Here is a 16,368-nt window from a genome sequence, read left to right as displayed (position 1 = left end):
AAACCAAAACGTTAAATTTAAATTAGGTAACTAATATCGTAGGAAGGCAAAAACCCATCAGCCAATATACATTGGCCAATGGGTTCAGGAGCGGTGTGAATCTGGTGAGAGTTCGCTAGATGTGTGCCGCAAATCGAATCGCTGTCAGCACAATGCCCGTTAATAAAGTGATCACGATTGCTAAGCCGATCAAGGCCGGGCTGATTGCAGCGATCCCCCAGCCAGTCAGTGCCAGTACCAGCGTCAACATACAGTTACCACCGATCGCTACTGCCACGGCACGACTGGGTCTGCTAGTCCAAAACGGCTTTTGGGTGCGGGTCATCAGGATCGTCAACATCGCGCTAAAAATCAGATAGACGTAAAGGCCGGTGCTGACTTGTCCAGTCGTTAGACCAAGCCGTTGCAACCAAGTCAGCCAACCGTAGCCGACCGCTGACCAGCCTATGGCCAAGATGCCAGCAATCTTGCTAAGTTTGGCCAGGTTCCAGCTTTCTGGCTGGTGGGTGATCGTCGTGCGGTCAGTGCCGAGCACAAGGGTCACACAATCATTCAGGATCGCGACCAGGATCATCGCGTTTAAGGTCAGCGGAATGAAGTGGAGAATCAGATAACCTAATGTCAGCAGGAGTGTTAGCTCCGCGGTGCGTGAAAGCTTGGTGATCGTCCAGGTCATCATGCGTTGATAGACGCGGTGGCCGGCATCTAGTATCTCAATGATCGGGGTCAGGCCGTCTCCTAGCAATACCATGCGCGCCGAGCGCTTGGCGAGGTCAACGGCACTGTCAACGGCGATACCAACGTCGGCTTGTTTCAAGGCGGGGGCGTCGTTGACCCCGTCGCCGGTCATACCGACCACATAGCCTTCACCTTGTAGACGCTTGGCCATCGCCAATTTGTCTTCTGGGGTCACGTCGGCGATGCCTGCGAGGTCTGCAATTTTGGTCCCGACATTAACCTCGGTGTACGAGCGCACCTCACCGTTTAGCCCAACTGCTTGGGCAATCGCGGCGGCAGTTTTTTGGTTATCGCCAGTCAGCATGATTACTTTGACGCCGCGTGCCTGCAGAGCCTTGATGGCAGTTGCGGAATCTGCCCGAGGTTGGTCTTGGAGTACGAATAGACCGACTAGCTGTGAATCAACGACCACGGCTGCCGTACGGCCTTCGGCGAAGTTGACCGCCGTTAGGTCTGGGTGATTGGTGGCCAGCGCCGTCAACTTCTTCAGTGCGCCGAGTTTCACGTTGACGGTGGCACTATCGGTGACCACAGTGGCTTGGGAGTAGCCGATACCGGAGGTGAACGGCGTGAATTCATGCTGAGGCCAGGCCTTAATGTTGTGTGATTGGGCATAGTTGAATAGCGCCGCGTCGATCACGCTGGCATTGCGCGTATCTGCTGCACTGATCGCCAGTTGGGTCACGTCGGCGTCTGGGAGCGTTGACCAGTTGTAGAAGGCCACCACAGCGGGTTTGTTGGCAGTGATCGTGCCGGTTTTATCCACGAGTAGCACATTCATATTGGCAGCTTCCTGAATCCCGGTGAGGTCGGAAACTAAGACGTGCTTGGTACTCAAGACCTTGGCTTCGACCGAGTTAGCAACGGCAAAACTCGATGGCATGGCGATTGGGATCGTTGCGATGAACAGCATTGCCAGAAACGGTAGCATGGCGACCAAGTCTTCATGGCGGACAATGGCCACGATGATCAACAGCACGGCCAACACCGCATCGAGTGCTGCTAGATAGCCGATGATTTTGCCCAAGAGCTTCTGCAAATGGCCCGGCGCCGAGCTTTGGTTGATCAGGCTGATTGTTTTGCCGCTGCGGCTATTAGCACCGGTGGCGGTGACGATCGCTAAGGCATTGCCGGAGAGGACTTCGGTGCCGGCATAGGCGGTATCACCAGGGGTGCGGTTGACAGCCTTGGCTTCGCCTGTGATACTGCTTTCGTTGACTTCCAGCGTGTCCGTCAGCAGACGCACGTCGGCGGGGATAATGTCCCCTTGGCGTAGGCTGATGAGGTCATCAACGACTAAGTGCTTGGCTGACACCTGTTTCCACTTGCCATCGCGGCTGACCGCGGTGGTCGGCGATAAGTCATGTGATAGGCTGCGTAAGACCGTGTTGGCGCGGCGAGATTGAATCGCGCCATTGACCGCGGCAAAGAGCAACATTAGCACGATGAACCCGGCTTGGATGCCCTTGCCTAACACGATTTCAATGATCAGCGCCGCTTCGAGTATCCACGCGCTAGGCTCCCACAGGCGAGTGATAATGGCCGTGGCAAAGTTGAAGGGGGGTTCGGCCACTTCGTTGAAGCCATCACGGGCCAGTCGCCGGTCAGCTTCGGCTTGGGCGAGGCCGTTTAGATCGTTTTTTTCGGTCATAGTAGACACCAGCTTTCTGCAAGATAACAAACGGCCGCGCACATATTCGTGCTCGGCCGTTTGGTCAATGCTGATCAGTCGAAGTCGACTGAATCAGGGAAGTGGGCTAAGCGCGTGCCGTCAGCGCCGAGTTCTTCTTCGATCCGCAACAGTTGGTTGTATTTCTCCACACGCTCGGAACGGGCCGGGGCGCCGGACTTGAGTTGCGCAGCGTTCGTGGCGACGGTAAAGTCAGCGACAAAGGTGTCGCCGGTTTCACCAGAACGGTGTGACATCATGGTAGTGTAGCCGTTCTTGCGCGCTAAGCGGATTGCTTCCAGTGTTTCGGTGACCGTGCCGATCTGGTTAAGTTTGATCAAGATACTGTTGGCCATGCCTTGTTTGATGGCGTCTTTGATCAAGGCTGGGTTAGTGCAGACCGGATCGTCTGCGACTAGTTGCACGCGGTCGCCGTACTTCTTGGTGAAGTCAGCGAAGTGGCCCCAGTCTTCTTCCCCATAAGGATCTTCGATGGAGATGATCTCTGGAAACTTGTCCAGCAGGTGAATGTAGTATTCGCCTAATTCGGCAGGCGTGTAGGTTTTGCCTTCAAAGTCATAGTTCTTGGTGTCGCGGTTGTAGAAGTACGATGCCGCCGCGTCAAAGGCGATGGCGATTTCCTTGCCAGGCGTGTAGCCTGCCTTGATGATGGCGTCATGCAGCATCTGCAAGGCGTCTTCGGAGTTCTTGAGGTCAGGCGCAAAGCCCCCTTCATCGCCGAGGCCCGTGGTGTAGCCGGCTTCTTCGATCACCTTCTTCAAGGTGTGGTAGGTGTTGGCGATTTTCTCGAAGCCATCACGGAAGCTGGAACGATCGACTGGGGTGATCATGAATTCCTGAATATCGATGCCGTTGTCGGCGTGCTCACCACCGTTGATCACGTTGTGGAACGTTTGTGGAAGCTCCAAGTCGGTGCCGCCGAGGTAGCGATACAGCGGTGTGTGCAAGGCGTTGGCTGCTGCACGGGCAGTGGCCATTGACACCCCTAAGATCGCATTAGCCCCTAGGCGTGCCTTGTTAGGTGTGCCGTCTAAGTCGATCATCAGCTGGTCGATGTGGGCTTGGTTGAAGGGGTCGGCACCGTGCAAAGCCTTGTTGATCTCGGTATTGACGTTGGCCACGGCCTTTGAGACGCCTTTGCCTTGGAGCCGGTCGCCGCCGTCGCGCAACTCGACGGCTTCTTTTTCGCCGGTCGATGCACCAGATGGTACCTCCGCGCGGCCGAGCGTACCGTCCGACAGAATAACATCGGCCTCAACAGTTGGGTTGCCGCGGGAATCGAAGATCTCGCGCGACTTCACAGATTCAATCACTACTGACATAATTGTGCTCCTTCCGGTAAAAAAAGATGGCGTCTACTGCACGCAAAATCTGTGCAGTAGACGTCATCAAATTGATTTACCAATTAGTTTTAGTGGCGAACGTCATCGCCGATTAACTTTTAACACCCAAAGCATACTCCCTTACGAAATTTTGCGCAAGCCAGACCGACAAATTTTCATGCAAAAGGCGGACTTGTCTTACAGCTGTACGTTTTGCTATAATGCTAGGCGTTATATTAAATTTTAATGAGTGTAACCACACGGCTGCCAGTATTTTGGTAGCCGTGTTTTAGGGGGAAGTTCAATGCAGCGATTGCGATACCAAGATATTTTAGCGGTGTTCATCGGCGGCTGCTTCGGTGGGGCCGCCCGTTGGGGAATCGGCTTGTGGCTCAATGATGCCGACACGATGCTCGGCACCACGGCGGTGAATCTATTGGGCAGCTTCATACTGGCGTTTGTCACATACGGTCTAGCGGTGTACATCGACTTGCCGAGCTGGCTGATTTTGGCGTTAGGGACTGGTTTTGTCGGCGCGTTCACGACATTTTCGACGATGGTACTGAACCTCTACAAACACGTCGGCCAATCGCCGGTGTATGCAATCGGGATCTTCTTGCTTGAGCTGTTTGTTGGTTTAGGCGCGGCGTTTGGCGGGTATTTATGCGCCGAGGCCTGGGGAAGGCGGCGACAGACATGGTGATGTTAGTGGCTTTAGGAGCGGGGGTCGGCGCCGTGATGCGATACGTGCTGACGCAGCTAGGCAAGAACTGGTGGCCTGGGGTGCCGCTGGCGACGCTTGTGATCAATGCTAGTGGTGCCTTCTTAGCGGGATTTTTGGCGATGTGCGCACTGCCGCAAGCGTGGTCACTGCTACTTTTGACCGGTGTGTGTGGTGGGTACACGACTTTTTCAACATTCATGACTGACGCGTTTATCTTATTGCGCAACCGGCGTTACCGTGCGTTTGCTTGGTATTATTTTGGCACGACGGGAGCCGGGATCGTCACCTTGACCATCGGTGTGTGGCTGGGTAGCTTGTGGTGAGATACGGCAGTACTCACTTACTCGATAATGACACCCGTAGACAATCATGGATAATGGTGTTATATTGGCCTCGAGCATGATAGGCGAAGGTGTTCGCCATAACCGTTATCAAACTAATGACACCTAGTTTCGGGCATTTAGTCCGGGGCTAGGTGTCTTTTTCCTAGAAGGAGACGATAACATGGAGATTTTAACAATCGGCCCGCGGCAATCAACCATAGGAATTGACATTGCCGTCATCAACGCCGCGCGTCTGGCCTCCGCATTCGGCAAAGACGCTGCGCCAAGTGCTTATACGCGGCTGTCACCGGTCATGCGGGACATTGTGAAATTCTGGGGAGTGGCACCGCCATTAGTGGTCAAGTCAGTTGCTGGGGCCGCGGGCGGTGTGGTGATGGTCGGCCATAACGACTTGGCAGTGAGCGCTCCAGACATTAGTGAAGCCAACGTTGTAGCGGTCGTGGATAATCACCGGATGAGTGGCTTTCGTGCTAGTCATCCGGCATACATTCGTCTCGAACCTGTGGCCAGTGTCAACACGATATTCGCCGAACTCTATCAAGAGCGTGGCGTGATACTTTCGCCTTTGTCAGCAGGGCTTTTGCTGACGGGAATTTGGTGCGATACCCGTCAGCTCACAGCTGATGCGACAACTGAAAAAGACCAAGTGGCTGCGGCTTATCTGGCTGATCGAATACAGCGTGATCGTCACTTATTAGCTGATCGGGTCAGTGCATGGGTAAGCGCTTGAACTCTGGCCGCAACGATGTTATATTGACGGTGAACAAGTGAAATGGTGATGACGTTCACCCTAATACAAGCTAATTGTTGATGACGTCTGTCTTAATGCCCTGTGCTGTAGCGGGGTAATGAGGCAGACGTTTTTTCTTTCTGACCCGGGAGGTGAGTAGATGCATAAGATCGCAGTGATCGCTGACGTACATGGTAATTACAGTGCCCTGCAGGCTGTGTTGCAAGACGCACACGAACAACACGCCACCGATTACATGGTGTTGGGCGACATTGGCAACCGTGGCCCAGAGCCAGCAGCGTGTGTGCAGGCACTTCAAGTACTCCAACCGCTGGCGTGGGTGATCGGCAACCACGAAGAAGTTTATGCTAGCCTGTTGCACCACCGGTTCGTGACGTTTGAGAAGAACCAAAAAGCAGTCGTGGCGATCATCACGTCGGCTTTTGACCGCGAGCATCTCACCGCGACACAGTTTCGTTGGTTGGCTAGTCGGCCGCTACATCAAGAATTAGTGATCGATGGCGTGAAGTTGAGCATATTTCACGCAACGCCGACCACCAGCCGTGGTCATCAAGCAGAACCTATGGCTAAGCAACAGAACTTCGATGCGTTGCTGGCCGGCAGTGACGCAGACATTGCGCTGTATGGCCACACCCACCAGCCACTAATGCGTCAAACTACTGATGGCCGCTACATCATGAACCCCGGTAGCGTCGGCTTAGCGACGTCACCGCAGCCGCAATTAGCCGCCGGGCGCGCTCAGTATGGCTTGTTGACTATTGACGCCGGCCGTTTCACCAGCTGGACGCTCCGTGTGCTCCCGTACGACGTTGATCAGGAGCTAAGGTTAGTTACCCGTGAACAGCTTCCCTATGCGGCGTTGTATACGCGGACGTTGACCACCGGTGCTTTCGGCTACAGTAACGTTGATGTGACCGCAGAAAATATGACCCATAATTACGGCACCAAGGCCCAAGCCTTGATCGCCGCTGACGCGTGGTAGGAGGAGAACGATGACAGAAGCAACTTTGATTCGGGTGGTGACTGATGAAGTCATGCAGACGCCGACCCACCAAGAACTAGTGAAGCAGATCTTCGCATATTTTTGGCAGCGTGGGATCGTTGGCGGCACGATCCGCCGCACGATCATGGGCGTCAATAAGTATAACGAGATGCGCCAAAGCCTACGCAAGCCAAGACGCGGCAACGACTTGCCGGTGATCATCGAAACGGTGCAAAGCGGCGACAACTTGCAGGCGATTTTGGCTGAACTGACGCAGCTCATTGACGATCGTGGTCAAATTACGACGGTTCAAGGACAGACAGGGAGTGACATTGAGATGGACGATACCGCAGCATACTATGACGTGAAGTTATTTACCCGAGAAGACAATAAGCACTTTGCCCCAGACCACTACACCAAGATCGTGGCCCATTTGCAAGCGATGCACGTGCGCTGGGTCAGTGTCACCCGCGGTATCGCAGGATATGACGACGGCCGCCATGTGCACGAAGAAACCGCAGCGCATAAGAGCTCACACTTGCCAATCGTCATTGAAACGGTGGTGGATCGTGCGAGCCTGCAGGCGGTGTTGGCGACGCTCAAACCTTTGTCGGAAGATGGCTTGTTGTTTACGGTGCCGGTGGCGTTAGTCAACGGGCCTTACTAGCGGACTACTTACCAAGGTTGCCATTTTAGGGTTTACCTTCGGTATCTACCTTATTTAGTCATTCAGAAGGTCTGCATTGCAATGTCGATACAAAGCCAAAACAATGCCAATACCCGGCACAGCCTACTACGCGAGTTTCAGCGTAAAGGTTGTGCCGGGTATTGTTTTAGATGTGAATTTATCAATTCAGATTTTGCTTATCATCCTTGTATGACTGGATAGCCTTTAACTCTTGGTACGTTTGATGGATTTCCTTAATTGGTAGATCCCGATACTTTGATTGCTTTGTAATTGTTCGCCCATTCTGATCGGTATCTGGCACACCGTCCTCATCAACTGGTGTGTAAGGGCGAAAGTAGTGCATAATCTCATTGAGTTGCTCAGCTAGTCCGTCTAACTGTCGTGGTGAGAAGTCCCCCATCATGTGCATCACTCTGCGAATCTCCGCGACCTTTGGCATATATTCATCGATTCGATCAAGAACGGCCGTGGTTTCTCCAACCGCGGCTTCTTTTTCTGTCCGCAACAACTCTGACGGCATGACGTTAAAGAACTTAGCGATACCAATCAAGTTCTCATAAGTAGGATGATTCATCTCGCGTTCCCAGTTTGAAATAGCCTGTCCATTGACTGGCGTGTCCAAAGCGGCGCCAAGTTCTGATTGTGACATACCACTTTGAAGGCGGAGCCGTTTTAAATTTGGGCCAAAATATTGTACTTCTGTCATGTTGATCACCTCACCATCAGGTTACCAGATAATCAATCGTACGACAAGTTCAGCAGCTATAATTGAAAGTTTTGTAGCTATGAAAAAGCTAAGGAAATCGGTTTAAAGCCTTGGTATCATTGCAGTAACGTATAGATGGTTAATACGATTAGTGATGAAAGGAGAAGGCCACGCCGCCACGCGCGGCGTGCAGCGCGAAAGCCGCAAGCGTGAGCGGCGGCGGTCGGCGTAGCCGGCCGCCTAGACCCCCATGTACTAACAGGGGGGTCGTAAATGACACCTATCTACCTGATTTCCGGGTAGAAACGTTGATACGACACAGAACTTACCGACTGGACAATTCAAGCTGATGTCCAGTGGTAACAAGATTAGGAGGTAGACAATTTGGGTTACTGGAGTGATTCAGTACGGAGGCGCCGTAAAGAATTGAATCTGACACAGGTACAGCTATGTCACCGGCTTGGTATCACACAACGCCACCTTAGTCGCATCGAAAATGGCGAAGCGTGTAGTAGCGGCTTACAAATGTACATTGATAAAACGCTCAATAATTGGACCGATGAGCCGGAACTGCAACTGCTAATTGATTATGTACGGATTCGGTTTCCGACACAGGATATGGACAAAATCGTCGATGACCTCTTACGTTTGCAAACGGATTGTATTCTGTCGGAAGATCGCGCGGCGTTTGGTTATCAGTTCACCCGCTCGCTGGGTCAGATCAAAGTCTACGGCTCTGATCCAGGCCACAAGGAATTAGGCACGTTGCTAGAACTACGCGGTCAAGGCTGCCGCCAAATGGAAAGCGTTCTGTTAGGCCGAGGTGACACCTGGTATGACTTTCTTAATCAGTGTCTGGATATGAAAGGCGTGATGAAACGGCTGGATCTAGCAGTTAACGATACGGTCAATATGTTGGATATTCCAAACCTGATTCATAAAATTCAGGCCAACGAGTGTATCACCGTCATGCGTGAGTACCAAGGCACGGTATCCGGCCACATCTATCATGAAGACGACGAAGAATTCGACGATGAAACTGGCACCACGTTATACATTGGGTCCACCAAGAGTGAATTGTACTTCTGCCTTTACGAGAAAGGGCCAGAGCAGCATAAGAAAGGTCTGACAACCAACATCTATAACCGTTTTGAAATTCGTTTGAAGAACACCCGAGCGGAAAAGGCTGTTGATGATCTCCTTTGCTATCGTGATGAAGAACGCACGATATTTGGCATTATCAAACGTTATCTCCGCTTCGTCGATGCTCAAAAAGGTAAGCCGCGGTTGGATTGGCCGCTCAACAAGAATTGGCAACGATTTGTCGGTCATGATCGCCAGCCGCTGCGCTTGACGACTGCCCCAGAACCGTTCGATCTCAACCGTACGCGGGCATGGGTGGACACGCAGGTTGCGCCAATGCAACGAGTGCTCCATGAAATTGACGCATACTGGGGAAACCAGAAGACGATGCAGTCTATTCGTGAAGCACCCTTAAAAGACAAGCATCTGCGAATCATCGAACAGAACACAGTTGGCGCAGATCAACTTGAGAACGGATTGTTTGAAGCAATGACACCTGAAAGTGAGCAATCAAAAAAGGATGACCACGCCGACCAAAGCAAGTAGTCACCCTTCACAGATAAGATATGGTTCCTATCTGTGCTGATTATCTCACACAGATGCTAGACACAACAAGTGAGGTAATGAATGAAAATCAAATACAGTCCAGTATCGGACAGTGATGCTGAATGGGGCAATAAGGAAGCCATTTTGAGCCGATACGACGGCTTAAACAAATACACGCTCAATCGTTGGCTATGTGAGATGCGTGACAACAATCTGTGGCGGGATGGCGTCTTGAACCCAACGCACAAGCTCGTCTTCATCAATTTCGAGGTATTCGACGACTTTTTGTACTGGAAGACACATGGCTATTCAAAATTGCGCAGAAAATAATGGGTTTGGATGTTAAAATAGAATCTGCTAATAGAGATTCAGTTTTGCCCTTTTCCTTACCCGGAAAGGATAAAACATGTATTTTGAAGAAAGAAAACGCAAGAACGGTAAGTCAACGTATTATGCAGTGGATCGCTATGTTGATCCGCTGACTGGCAAAGCAAAACGGGAAGTCGTCAAGTTCACCACGAACACGGCGCGCGCCCGTAAGCAGGCCGAACGCGACTTAGCTGCAAAGATTGAGGAGCTGATTGCGGAGAAACAAGGTGCCTTCAACGGCGCCGCGATGGTTACATTCGGTGAGCTGAAAGCAAAATGGTTGGAAACTTGGCAAACCACGGTCAAGCCGCCAACCGTCACGCGTGAGAAAATGGTGCTGAAACGAATAGCGGAGCTAATGGCAGATGACGTCTTACTAGAAGTGATTACACCACTGCTAATTCAGAACCTGTTGAATGACTACAAGAAGAAGTATCACTCGACCCATTCGACGATGCAGCATATCAAGTGCTCGCTCAACAAAATCTTCGACTATGGCGTTCTGCACAACGCGATTCCGTTCTCACCAACGCGTGTGATCAAACTCTCTGCCAGTTCAAAGGAGAAGCGCGAAAAGCGACTGCGCCGCGAAGCGAAGTTTCTTGACGAGCACGAAGTTCACGCCTTGTTGGCAGAATTGCGCAAGCGACGGCATCAGACCTACTACGATCTGGCGCTATTCATGATTGGGACGGGCTGTCGGATCGGTGAAGCGGCCGCATTGACGGAAGCTGACATTGATTTCGAGAACCGGCTGGTAACAATCGACAAGTCCTTGCAATATCACGACCTGCGCGTTGATGAGTATTACGAAGACACCACTAAGACCGAAGCTGGTGAACGTGTCGAAGAACTGCCGGGCTTTGCCATTGATGCCGTAAAGCGTGTCATTGCGCGTAACAAGGCATTCGACGAACACATGGCCGACTTTCCGGCGGACGCCTTTCATGCTTCCAAGTCGCTGTTTAGGACGGAGTACGGCTCACCAATCACCTCGCACAGCTTTCGTGAGATTCTAACGCGAATCAACAAGTCGTTGACGAAGCACTGCCAAGAATGGTATGGCTTTGAATGGACGAAGAACGCGATTCCTCACGGCTTCCGCCACATTCACATTTCCGTGCTGCGCGATGACCCGACGATTTCACTCAAAGAAGTGCAGAAGCGGGTCGGGCATGTTCGAGCCGAAACTACGGATGGCTACACGCATACTCTTGATGAAAATCAAGACAAGTCGGTGGAAGCCATCACGCGGTTCATTGAAAAAATCGGGTGAAGTTGAACGGTAGTGTTTGGGAATTTAACGATGCTGCCCACGTTTTGCCCACGTTTACGAAAAAATGACAACCCAAGGGCCTCAAACCCTTGGTACTAAAGGAGTTACAAACAATGGCACAAATTCAATGGTTGAATCGCCAGTTACCGCTAGTCTTTCCCGATTATTGGGAACGGATCTTTTTAGTTAAATACCAGCTTTCCGGTTGGGGTAGTCTGATCCAGCAGTGTTGGACGATGGCGGTGATTTGTCTCGTCAGTAATTGGTCGGGATGGAGCAATTTGAGTTTGGTGACACTGATGCCAATAACGACTGACCCGCTTTCAACGGCTCAGGCTACTTGGTTACTATTATTGGTAGCCAGTAGTGTATTTCTAAGTGGTGTTTTGGCTTGGTGGCATTTACGCGCGGCCAAGGAGCTGTCTGATGATCAGTGACAAGGTGTTTATTTGCATATTTTATATTTTTGGAAATGTTCATTAATATGCGCAGGATCCTGACTACGTTATTTACTTCTACGTAAAAATGTTGACGGGGAATATGAGAATCAATATTTTTTAAAAATTAATTTATCGGCTATTAAAGGCAATGTAAACGCTGATAATATAAGTGACAAAACGTCACTAGACGAGTTACAACTATTATCATAAATCTATAATTATTCGTTTTTCGCAAGTTTTAAAGTTGACGAAATTTGAACCTGTCTGTATATTATACACTGAAAGCTAGGAATTGGGCCTAGCGTGATCATGGGAGATGAAAGGAAGATTCAACATGAAAAAATCGATGTCTTTATTAGCGGTGACTTTGCTTGCTGCGAGTACTTTTGCTTTATCCACAACAACGACAAAGGCGGCGACCGATGACTTAAATAATGAGTCGACAGCAAACTTCACCGTTTCCGCCAAGGAAGACCCCGATAATCCGGATCCGGAAGATCCCGATAGTGGTAAGTTGGTTTTGAAGAGTGTACCGACTTTTTCTGCGGGAACATTTGTGGTCAGTAAAGTTTACAATGGTTTCACCAATGAGACTTTAGAGACTTCAAATAATTTGGAGGTCGCCGATAATCGAATCAAAGGATCTGATTGGAACTTGGATCTAAATATGGGTTCGTTCCAAGATGAGTCCAGCAACAGACTGATCGGCGCGACTCTGGCCTTCACCGCACAGCATGATTTGTTCGGCGAGAAGGCCGTTAGTGTGACGGACGATGGCACAGACACTGTCTTGAACAATGCTGCTGTGCAACACGGGAACTTTATTTTAGCCATCAATAATCCGACCCTTTCTATGAATGCGAATGGTAGCGCGATCGTGGCTGATAATAGCCACTATGCTGCTAGCTTGGATTGGACATTATCTTCAGGCGCGCCGGCTGCAGAAGAACTCTAGGTCACTGAGCAAAGCGCAGTCTTACGCAGATAATGTGATCAGAGACGACTGCCCGTGATTATGAAAATGATTTTTGGATCAAGACGTGTCCGGGCAAAGTGGTTTATTTGCTCGGATTTTTTACGGCCTTGATCTGATCACGGATCGTGGATCACGACCAAGTCAGGAAGAATCAAATTGGGGAGGTTCTTGTGGTGAAATCAAAAAAACTTTTGGCGCTGGTCTTGGGGCTCGTCACCATATTTATTGTCGGGATGACGACCAAGCCAGTCGCGGCGCAGACCAGTGGCTCGGAGTTTACGATCTCACCGGTCTTTTCCGAAGAACAAAACACGAAGACGGACGACTATTTTAGTTATACGGCTCAGCCTCAAGCGGTGTTACCGCTGGGTATCACGATCCAAAATTTGAGCAAAACCAATACACATAAATTTGAAATTCGTTTGGTGACGGCAACGACTAGTGACCAAGGAAAAATCAATTATAGTCCAACTAAGAAGAAGCGAGATGCCTCGGCTCAAACTGTTTTAACGGATCTGGTCAAAGACAGCGCGACGATCAAAACCATCACCTTGAAACCGGGCGCCACACAAAAGGTGACTTATGAATTGACGATCCCAGAAGACGGTATCCAAGGGACTGTTTTAGGCAGTGTCTTCGTTCATCGAGTGGATAATGAGAATAGTCAGGCTAATATCGGGATCGTCAATGAGTTTTCAATGCTGGTCCCTGTCATTCTCAAATCGGCTAACGCGCCCGTCACCTTACCTAAATTGAATATTGAGCGCGTGGCCTTGGACTCAACTGGTGGTTCTGCCTATTTAAAAACAACGATCCATAACCAAGCACCTGTTATGTTTGGCAAGATCAAGCTGGTCGCCGCGGTGACCAAGCGGGGTCAGACCAAGAAATTGCTGACTCAGACCAATGAGAATTACGAAATGGCGCCGAACTCGATCTTAGATTATCATGTCGCAACGACTGGCAAAACGCTGGCGCCGGGTAAATATACGATGCACCTCAAAATGAGTTCAGGATCACACGATTTTAAAATGACCAAGGATTTTACGATCAAAGCGAACCAGCGACAAAGTGTTGAAAAAACCTTACAAGAAGATAATCGGACGCGCTCACGCCGGTGGCTTTGGCTGATCATTGGCGCTTTGATCTTGATCATTGCGACATTGACTTGGCTTTTATTAAGAAAACGTGCGCCAAAACAATAAGGATGACCCTAGACCGATAAGATCGAACGCCACACCGATCTGCTGACACTTTCTGGAGGGGAGTGACTATTTTGCGAAATGTAATCAAGCGGCTGATCATTGGGACCTTTCTACTTAACTTAACTATCGGACCTCTGGCGCTTAGCCATACGGAGACCGTGGCCGCAGCGGCATTGGCCGAAACGACCGCTACCACCGCGACACCGACTAACGCGACTGAGTCCGCTGAAGATACAACAATCATAGCGACGGATCCGCAGGCCGAAACTGATCAGACTGTTGTTGACGCTAACGAAACAGTCACGAGCCAAGATGGTCTTGAGGAGGATCAGACGACTGATCAAGACAAAGATGCTGAGATAACAGTCGCTGACGAAGCCGTTACAGAAGAAGCCTCAACAAGTGACATGGCAGATCCAACAGCGGCCACGGCGGTCCCTTTGGCAGACCCGGATCCACCGGCTAAGGCTGATGGCTATAAAAAGCCAGATAGCAACGGTATTAATTTTTTATCGGTCCCTTTGCGGAAAGGCTTCTTGATCCAGCCACAGGAATTGCAATATGTGCGTGAAGGCACGGAGATCAATCTGGACGTCCAAACAACTGGGATTCCTTTGGTGCCTTATACAAATGTCGAGATCAAAATCAATAAATGGAAGTGGATCGAAGCTGCCAATGATGGCGCCGGTGGTTGGGCGAAAGAGGAATTAACGGCTAAAGGTAAGAATCAAGGCATGTCGAATAAACAAGAAGCAACGATCCGTTTTGGGAGCAATTTTGAAAGTTTAGCGGTAGGGATCTATTATTTTCAGATGAGTGTGGATTATGGTTTGTTAAGTTCGACCCGCTATTCTAAATTAGCTAAGGTCGTTGTCTTAGCTAGTGATGATCCTGCACGGTCGATCAATGTCGTTCCAGAAAGCAAAGTCGTCTTACCGGCGTTGTCTTATGGTGTTCATGCTGATTTGAAGCCAATGACCTCGACTAGTATCGTTGATTGGAAAGCGCCTCAAGACAACGTCACCTATTTGCTCGAGCAAGGACGCAATAATGAATTTACTGTTAATGCGAACTTGATCAGTTCCGGTGTGAATAAATCAACGGCTGATCCCGGTTTATCTTTTGATTTACTGGAAGCAACGGCTAACGACTTATCCGATGCAGCCAGTCTTTACGTTGGTGGCCTGCGTGCAAAAGAGCTACCATTGGCCTACGCGACGGCTAATCCGACACAATGGTCGATCGATGGTCTCAGTAAGATCGTTGATAGCTTTTTTGATAGTGATGATGCCAGCGCACAGGCTGACATCGCTAAAACGAGTACGTTTGAGTGGCGCGTCAGTAAAGCAAACAGTAAAGGAGTCTACAGCGAATCGACCCTCAAGAAATCTTATAAAAACGTGCAAAATAGTAGTGGCACTTTTAAGGGGTTAACGCCAACTGATCTCAATGGTAGTAATATCTTAACGATCCCTGCCAATGATCAACTGATCAAAGACGCGAATTCGGAGCTAGAGCGCGGTTATCCGATGTATCTACGTTTGATCATCACGATCATTAAGCCACGTTCCATTTTGGCAGGGGGCAACATCACGTTGGCCGAGATCCCAACTAACAATGCGGAATTACGGGTGACTGGGCTGCCGACCACGGAAGTTCCGGGAAAACTGACCTTACAACAAGTACCATCTTTTACCTTCGCGCCGCTAAAGGCGACAACGATCTATAATGGCACGGGAACTGATCTTGATAAAATGCCGCTATCGACTAATACAGAGAATCGCTTTCTCGAGATCTATGATAATCGTGAAACACGGGCTGCTTGGCAATTGACCGCCGAACTGTCGGATTTTTATAGCGATGATGTTGATGAAACTAAGGAAACACAAATAGTGCAGCAGCCAAGCCTGTGGTTGCAAGGATTACCGAATATCAATGGCGGGATACCGGTCATTAACGCCGGTGACCTGAGTAGTCCGATCTTGGCCGGTGATGGGACAGGTAGCGGGGGGCTTTATGCAGTCGGCGCGCGCTTAGCCTTGCCGCGAAATAGTGCGGTGACTATTTATGATCAACAAAGCTTTACGGCCACGATCAATTGGACGCTAACAGCAGGAGCGCCAGCAGTCAGCGCGCTAGATTAACGCGTGCAGGGTGACAGATCGTTCAGCACGATGACGACTTGTTACTATTGATCCACGATCGGAGAAGAAATGATCACGTTTGCTTGATTCAAAGCAAACGTGGTTTTTTTAATGGTTTGCAGCAAATCGATTTATTCAAAACTTATAAAAATGTGTATAAAATAAAACTGATAAAGTGATGGCTTTTCATTGTAAAAGTTATGCTAGGATAGGCAGATATCGCGATGTGGATTCAAGCGAAAACCCTCACTTTATCTCGCGATAATATTGATTTATCAATGATTTTTCTATAGGATATTTATTCAGATCTGGGGGGATCAACTAGTCAACTTTTTAACTTGAAAACCCGATTTTCTGAGTCAAAGATTAACCCTCATTGCCGTG

15 protein-coding genes and 3 riboswitches are annotated in these 16,368 nt (G+C 49.9%); of the genes, 12 read left to right on the top strand and 3 right to left on the bottom strand.

Features of this window, described 5'->3' with window-relative positions:
* Positions 1 to 115: 115 nt before the first annotated feature.
* Together OCU21_RS05450 and eno are read right to left on the bottom strand one after the other, a co-directional pair.
* On the bottom strand, positions 116 to 2,389 hold the full coding sequence (locus OCU21_RS05450) for an HAD-IC family P-type ATPase (RefSeq protein WP_024305591.1): 2,274 nt from the start codon (positions 2,387 to 2,389) through the stop codon (positions 116 to 118).
* Between the two features lie 74 nt (positions 2,390 to 2,463).
* Positions 2,464 to 3,750: a phosphopyruvate hydratase gene (gene eno, locus OCU21_RS05445; protein WP_024305592.1), complete on the bottom strand. Its 1,287-nt coding sequence runs from the start codon at positions 3,748 to 3,750 to the stop codon at positions 2,464 to 2,466.
* Positions 3,751 to 3,800: 50 nt separating this feature from the next.
* Positions 3,801 to 3,869, bottom strand: a riboswitch (Fluoride riboswitch).
* 185 nt (positions 3,870 to 4,054) lie between these two features.
* On the opposite strand from eno, the gene OCU21_RS05440 reads away from it, so the two are divergent.
* The 5 genes from OCU21_RS05440 (at position 4,055) to OCU21_RS05420 (ending at position 7,218) form a co-directional block, all read left to right on the top strand.
* Positions 4,055 to 4,453 (top strand): fluoride efflux transporter FluC, encoded by a 399-nt coding sequence (locus OCU21_RS05440; RefSeq protein ID WP_024305593.1) that lies wholly within the window; start codon positions 4,055 to 4,057, stop codon positions 4,451 to 4,453.
* A complete protein-coding gene (locus OCU21_RS05435; protein ID WP_024305594.1) occupies positions 4,447 to 4,797 on the top strand; it encodes a fluoride efflux transporter FluC in 351 nt (116 codons plus the stop codon). Before OCU21_RS05440 ends, OCU21_RS05435 begins: the two co-directional genes overlap by 7 nt.
* 73 nt (positions 4,798 to 4,870) lie before the next feature.
* A riboswitch (Fluoride riboswitch) is annotated at positions 4,871 to 4,930 on the top strand.
* A gap of 48 nt (positions 4,931 to 4,978) precedes the next feature.
* On the top strand, positions 4,979 to 5,548 hold the full coding sequence (locus OCU21_RS05430; RefSeq protein WP_024305595.1) for a DHH family phosphoesterase: 570 nt from the start codon (positions 4,979 to 4,981) through the stop codon (positions 5,546 to 5,548).
* Between the two features lie 35 nt (positions 5,549 to 5,583).
* A riboswitch (Fluoride riboswitch) is annotated at positions 5,584 to 5,645 on the top strand.
* 63 nt (positions 5,646 to 5,708) lie between these two features.
* Positions 5,709 to 6,551, top strand: a complete 843-nt coding sequence (locus OCU21_RS05425) for a metallophosphoesterase family protein (protein WP_261806450.1) — start codon at positions 5,709 to 5,711, stop codon at positions 6,549 to 6,551.
* A 10-nt stretch (positions 6,552 to 6,561) separates the two neighbouring features.
* Positions 6,562 to 7,218 (top strand): DUF190 domain-containing protein, encoded by a 657-nt coding sequence (locus OCU21_RS05420; protein WP_024305597.1) that lies wholly within the window; start codon positions 6,562 to 6,564, stop codon positions 7,216 to 7,218.
* A 181-nt stretch (positions 7,219 to 7,399) separates the two neighbouring features.
* Here OCU21_RS05420 and OCU21_RS05415 read toward each other — a convergent pair whose 3' ends face one another.
* Positions 7,400 to 7,945 carry a helix-turn-helix domain-containing protein gene (locus OCU21_RS05415; protein ID WP_024305598.1) on the bottom strand — a complete coding sequence of 182 codons (546 nt, stop codon included), beginning with the start codon at positions 7,943 to 7,945 and terminating at the stop codon, positions 7,400 to 7,402.
* A gap of 384 nt (positions 7,946 to 8,329) precedes the next feature.
* On the opposite strand from OCU21_RS05415, the gene OCU21_RS05410 reads away from it, so the two are divergent.
* The 7 genes from OCU21_RS05410 to OCU21_RS05380 all read left to right on the top strand — a co-directional run bounded on the left by OCU21_RS05410 (position 8,330) and on the right by OCU21_RS05380 (position 15,984).
* The gene (locus OCU21_RS05410) at positions 8,330 to 9,574 is read left to right on the top strand and encodes a replication initiation factor domain-containing protein (RefSeq protein ID WP_024305599.1); all 1,245 of its coding nucleotides are present in this window, start codon (positions 8,330 to 8,332) and stop codon (positions 9,572 to 9,574) included.
* Positions 9,575 to 9,655: 81 nt separating this feature from the next.
* Positions 9,656 to 9,904 carry a hypothetical protein gene (locus OCU21_RS05405; protein ID WP_024305600.1) on the top strand — a complete coding sequence of 83 codons (249 nt, stop codon included), beginning with the start codon at positions 9,656 to 9,658 and terminating at the stop codon, positions 9,902 to 9,904.
* A 76-nt stretch (positions 9,905 to 9,980) separates the two neighbouring features.
* Positions 9,981 to 11,219 (top strand): tyrosine-type recombinase/integrase, encoded by a 1,239-nt coding sequence (locus tag OCU21_RS05400; protein ID WP_003594421.1) that lies wholly within the window; start codon positions 9,981 to 9,983, stop codon positions 11,217 to 11,219.
* Positions 11,220 to 11,332: 113 nt separating this feature from the next.
* Entirely contained in the window at positions 11,333 to 11,656 is a 324-nt protein-coding gene (locus tag OCU21_RS05395) for a hypothetical protein (protein WP_261806449.1), read from the top strand.
* 337 nt (positions 11,657 to 11,993) lie between these two features.
* Positions 11,994 to 12,614, top strand: coding sequence for a WxL domain-containing protein (locus OCU21_RS05390; RefSeq protein ID WP_261806448.1), 621 nt, complete (start codon positions 11,994 to 11,996; stop codon positions 12,612 to 12,614).
* Positions 12,615 to 12,808: 194 nt separating this feature from the next.
* Entirely contained in the window at positions 12,809 to 13,840 is a 1,032-nt protein-coding gene (locus OCU21_RS05385; RefSeq protein WP_261806447.1) for a WxLIP family cell surface protein, read from the top strand.
* A gap of 71 nt (positions 13,841 to 13,911) precedes the next feature.
* Complete coding sequence (locus tag OCU21_RS05380; RefSeq protein WP_261806446.1) at positions 13,912 to 15,984, top strand: WxL domain-containing protein; 2,073 nt, start codon at positions 13,912 to 13,914, stop codon at positions 15,982 to 15,984.
* Positions 15,985 to 16,368 lie beyond the last annotated feature (384 nt).

The sequence above is a fragment of the Lapidilactobacillus luobeiensis genome, assembly GCF_024345205.1.
GTDB lineage: Bacteria > Bacillota > Bacilli > Lactobacillales > Lactobacillaceae > Lapidilactobacillus > Lapidilactobacillus luobeiensis.
The sequence above is the reverse complement of the archived record's forward strand: the minus strand, read 5'-3'. Positions and strand labels throughout refer to the sequence as shown.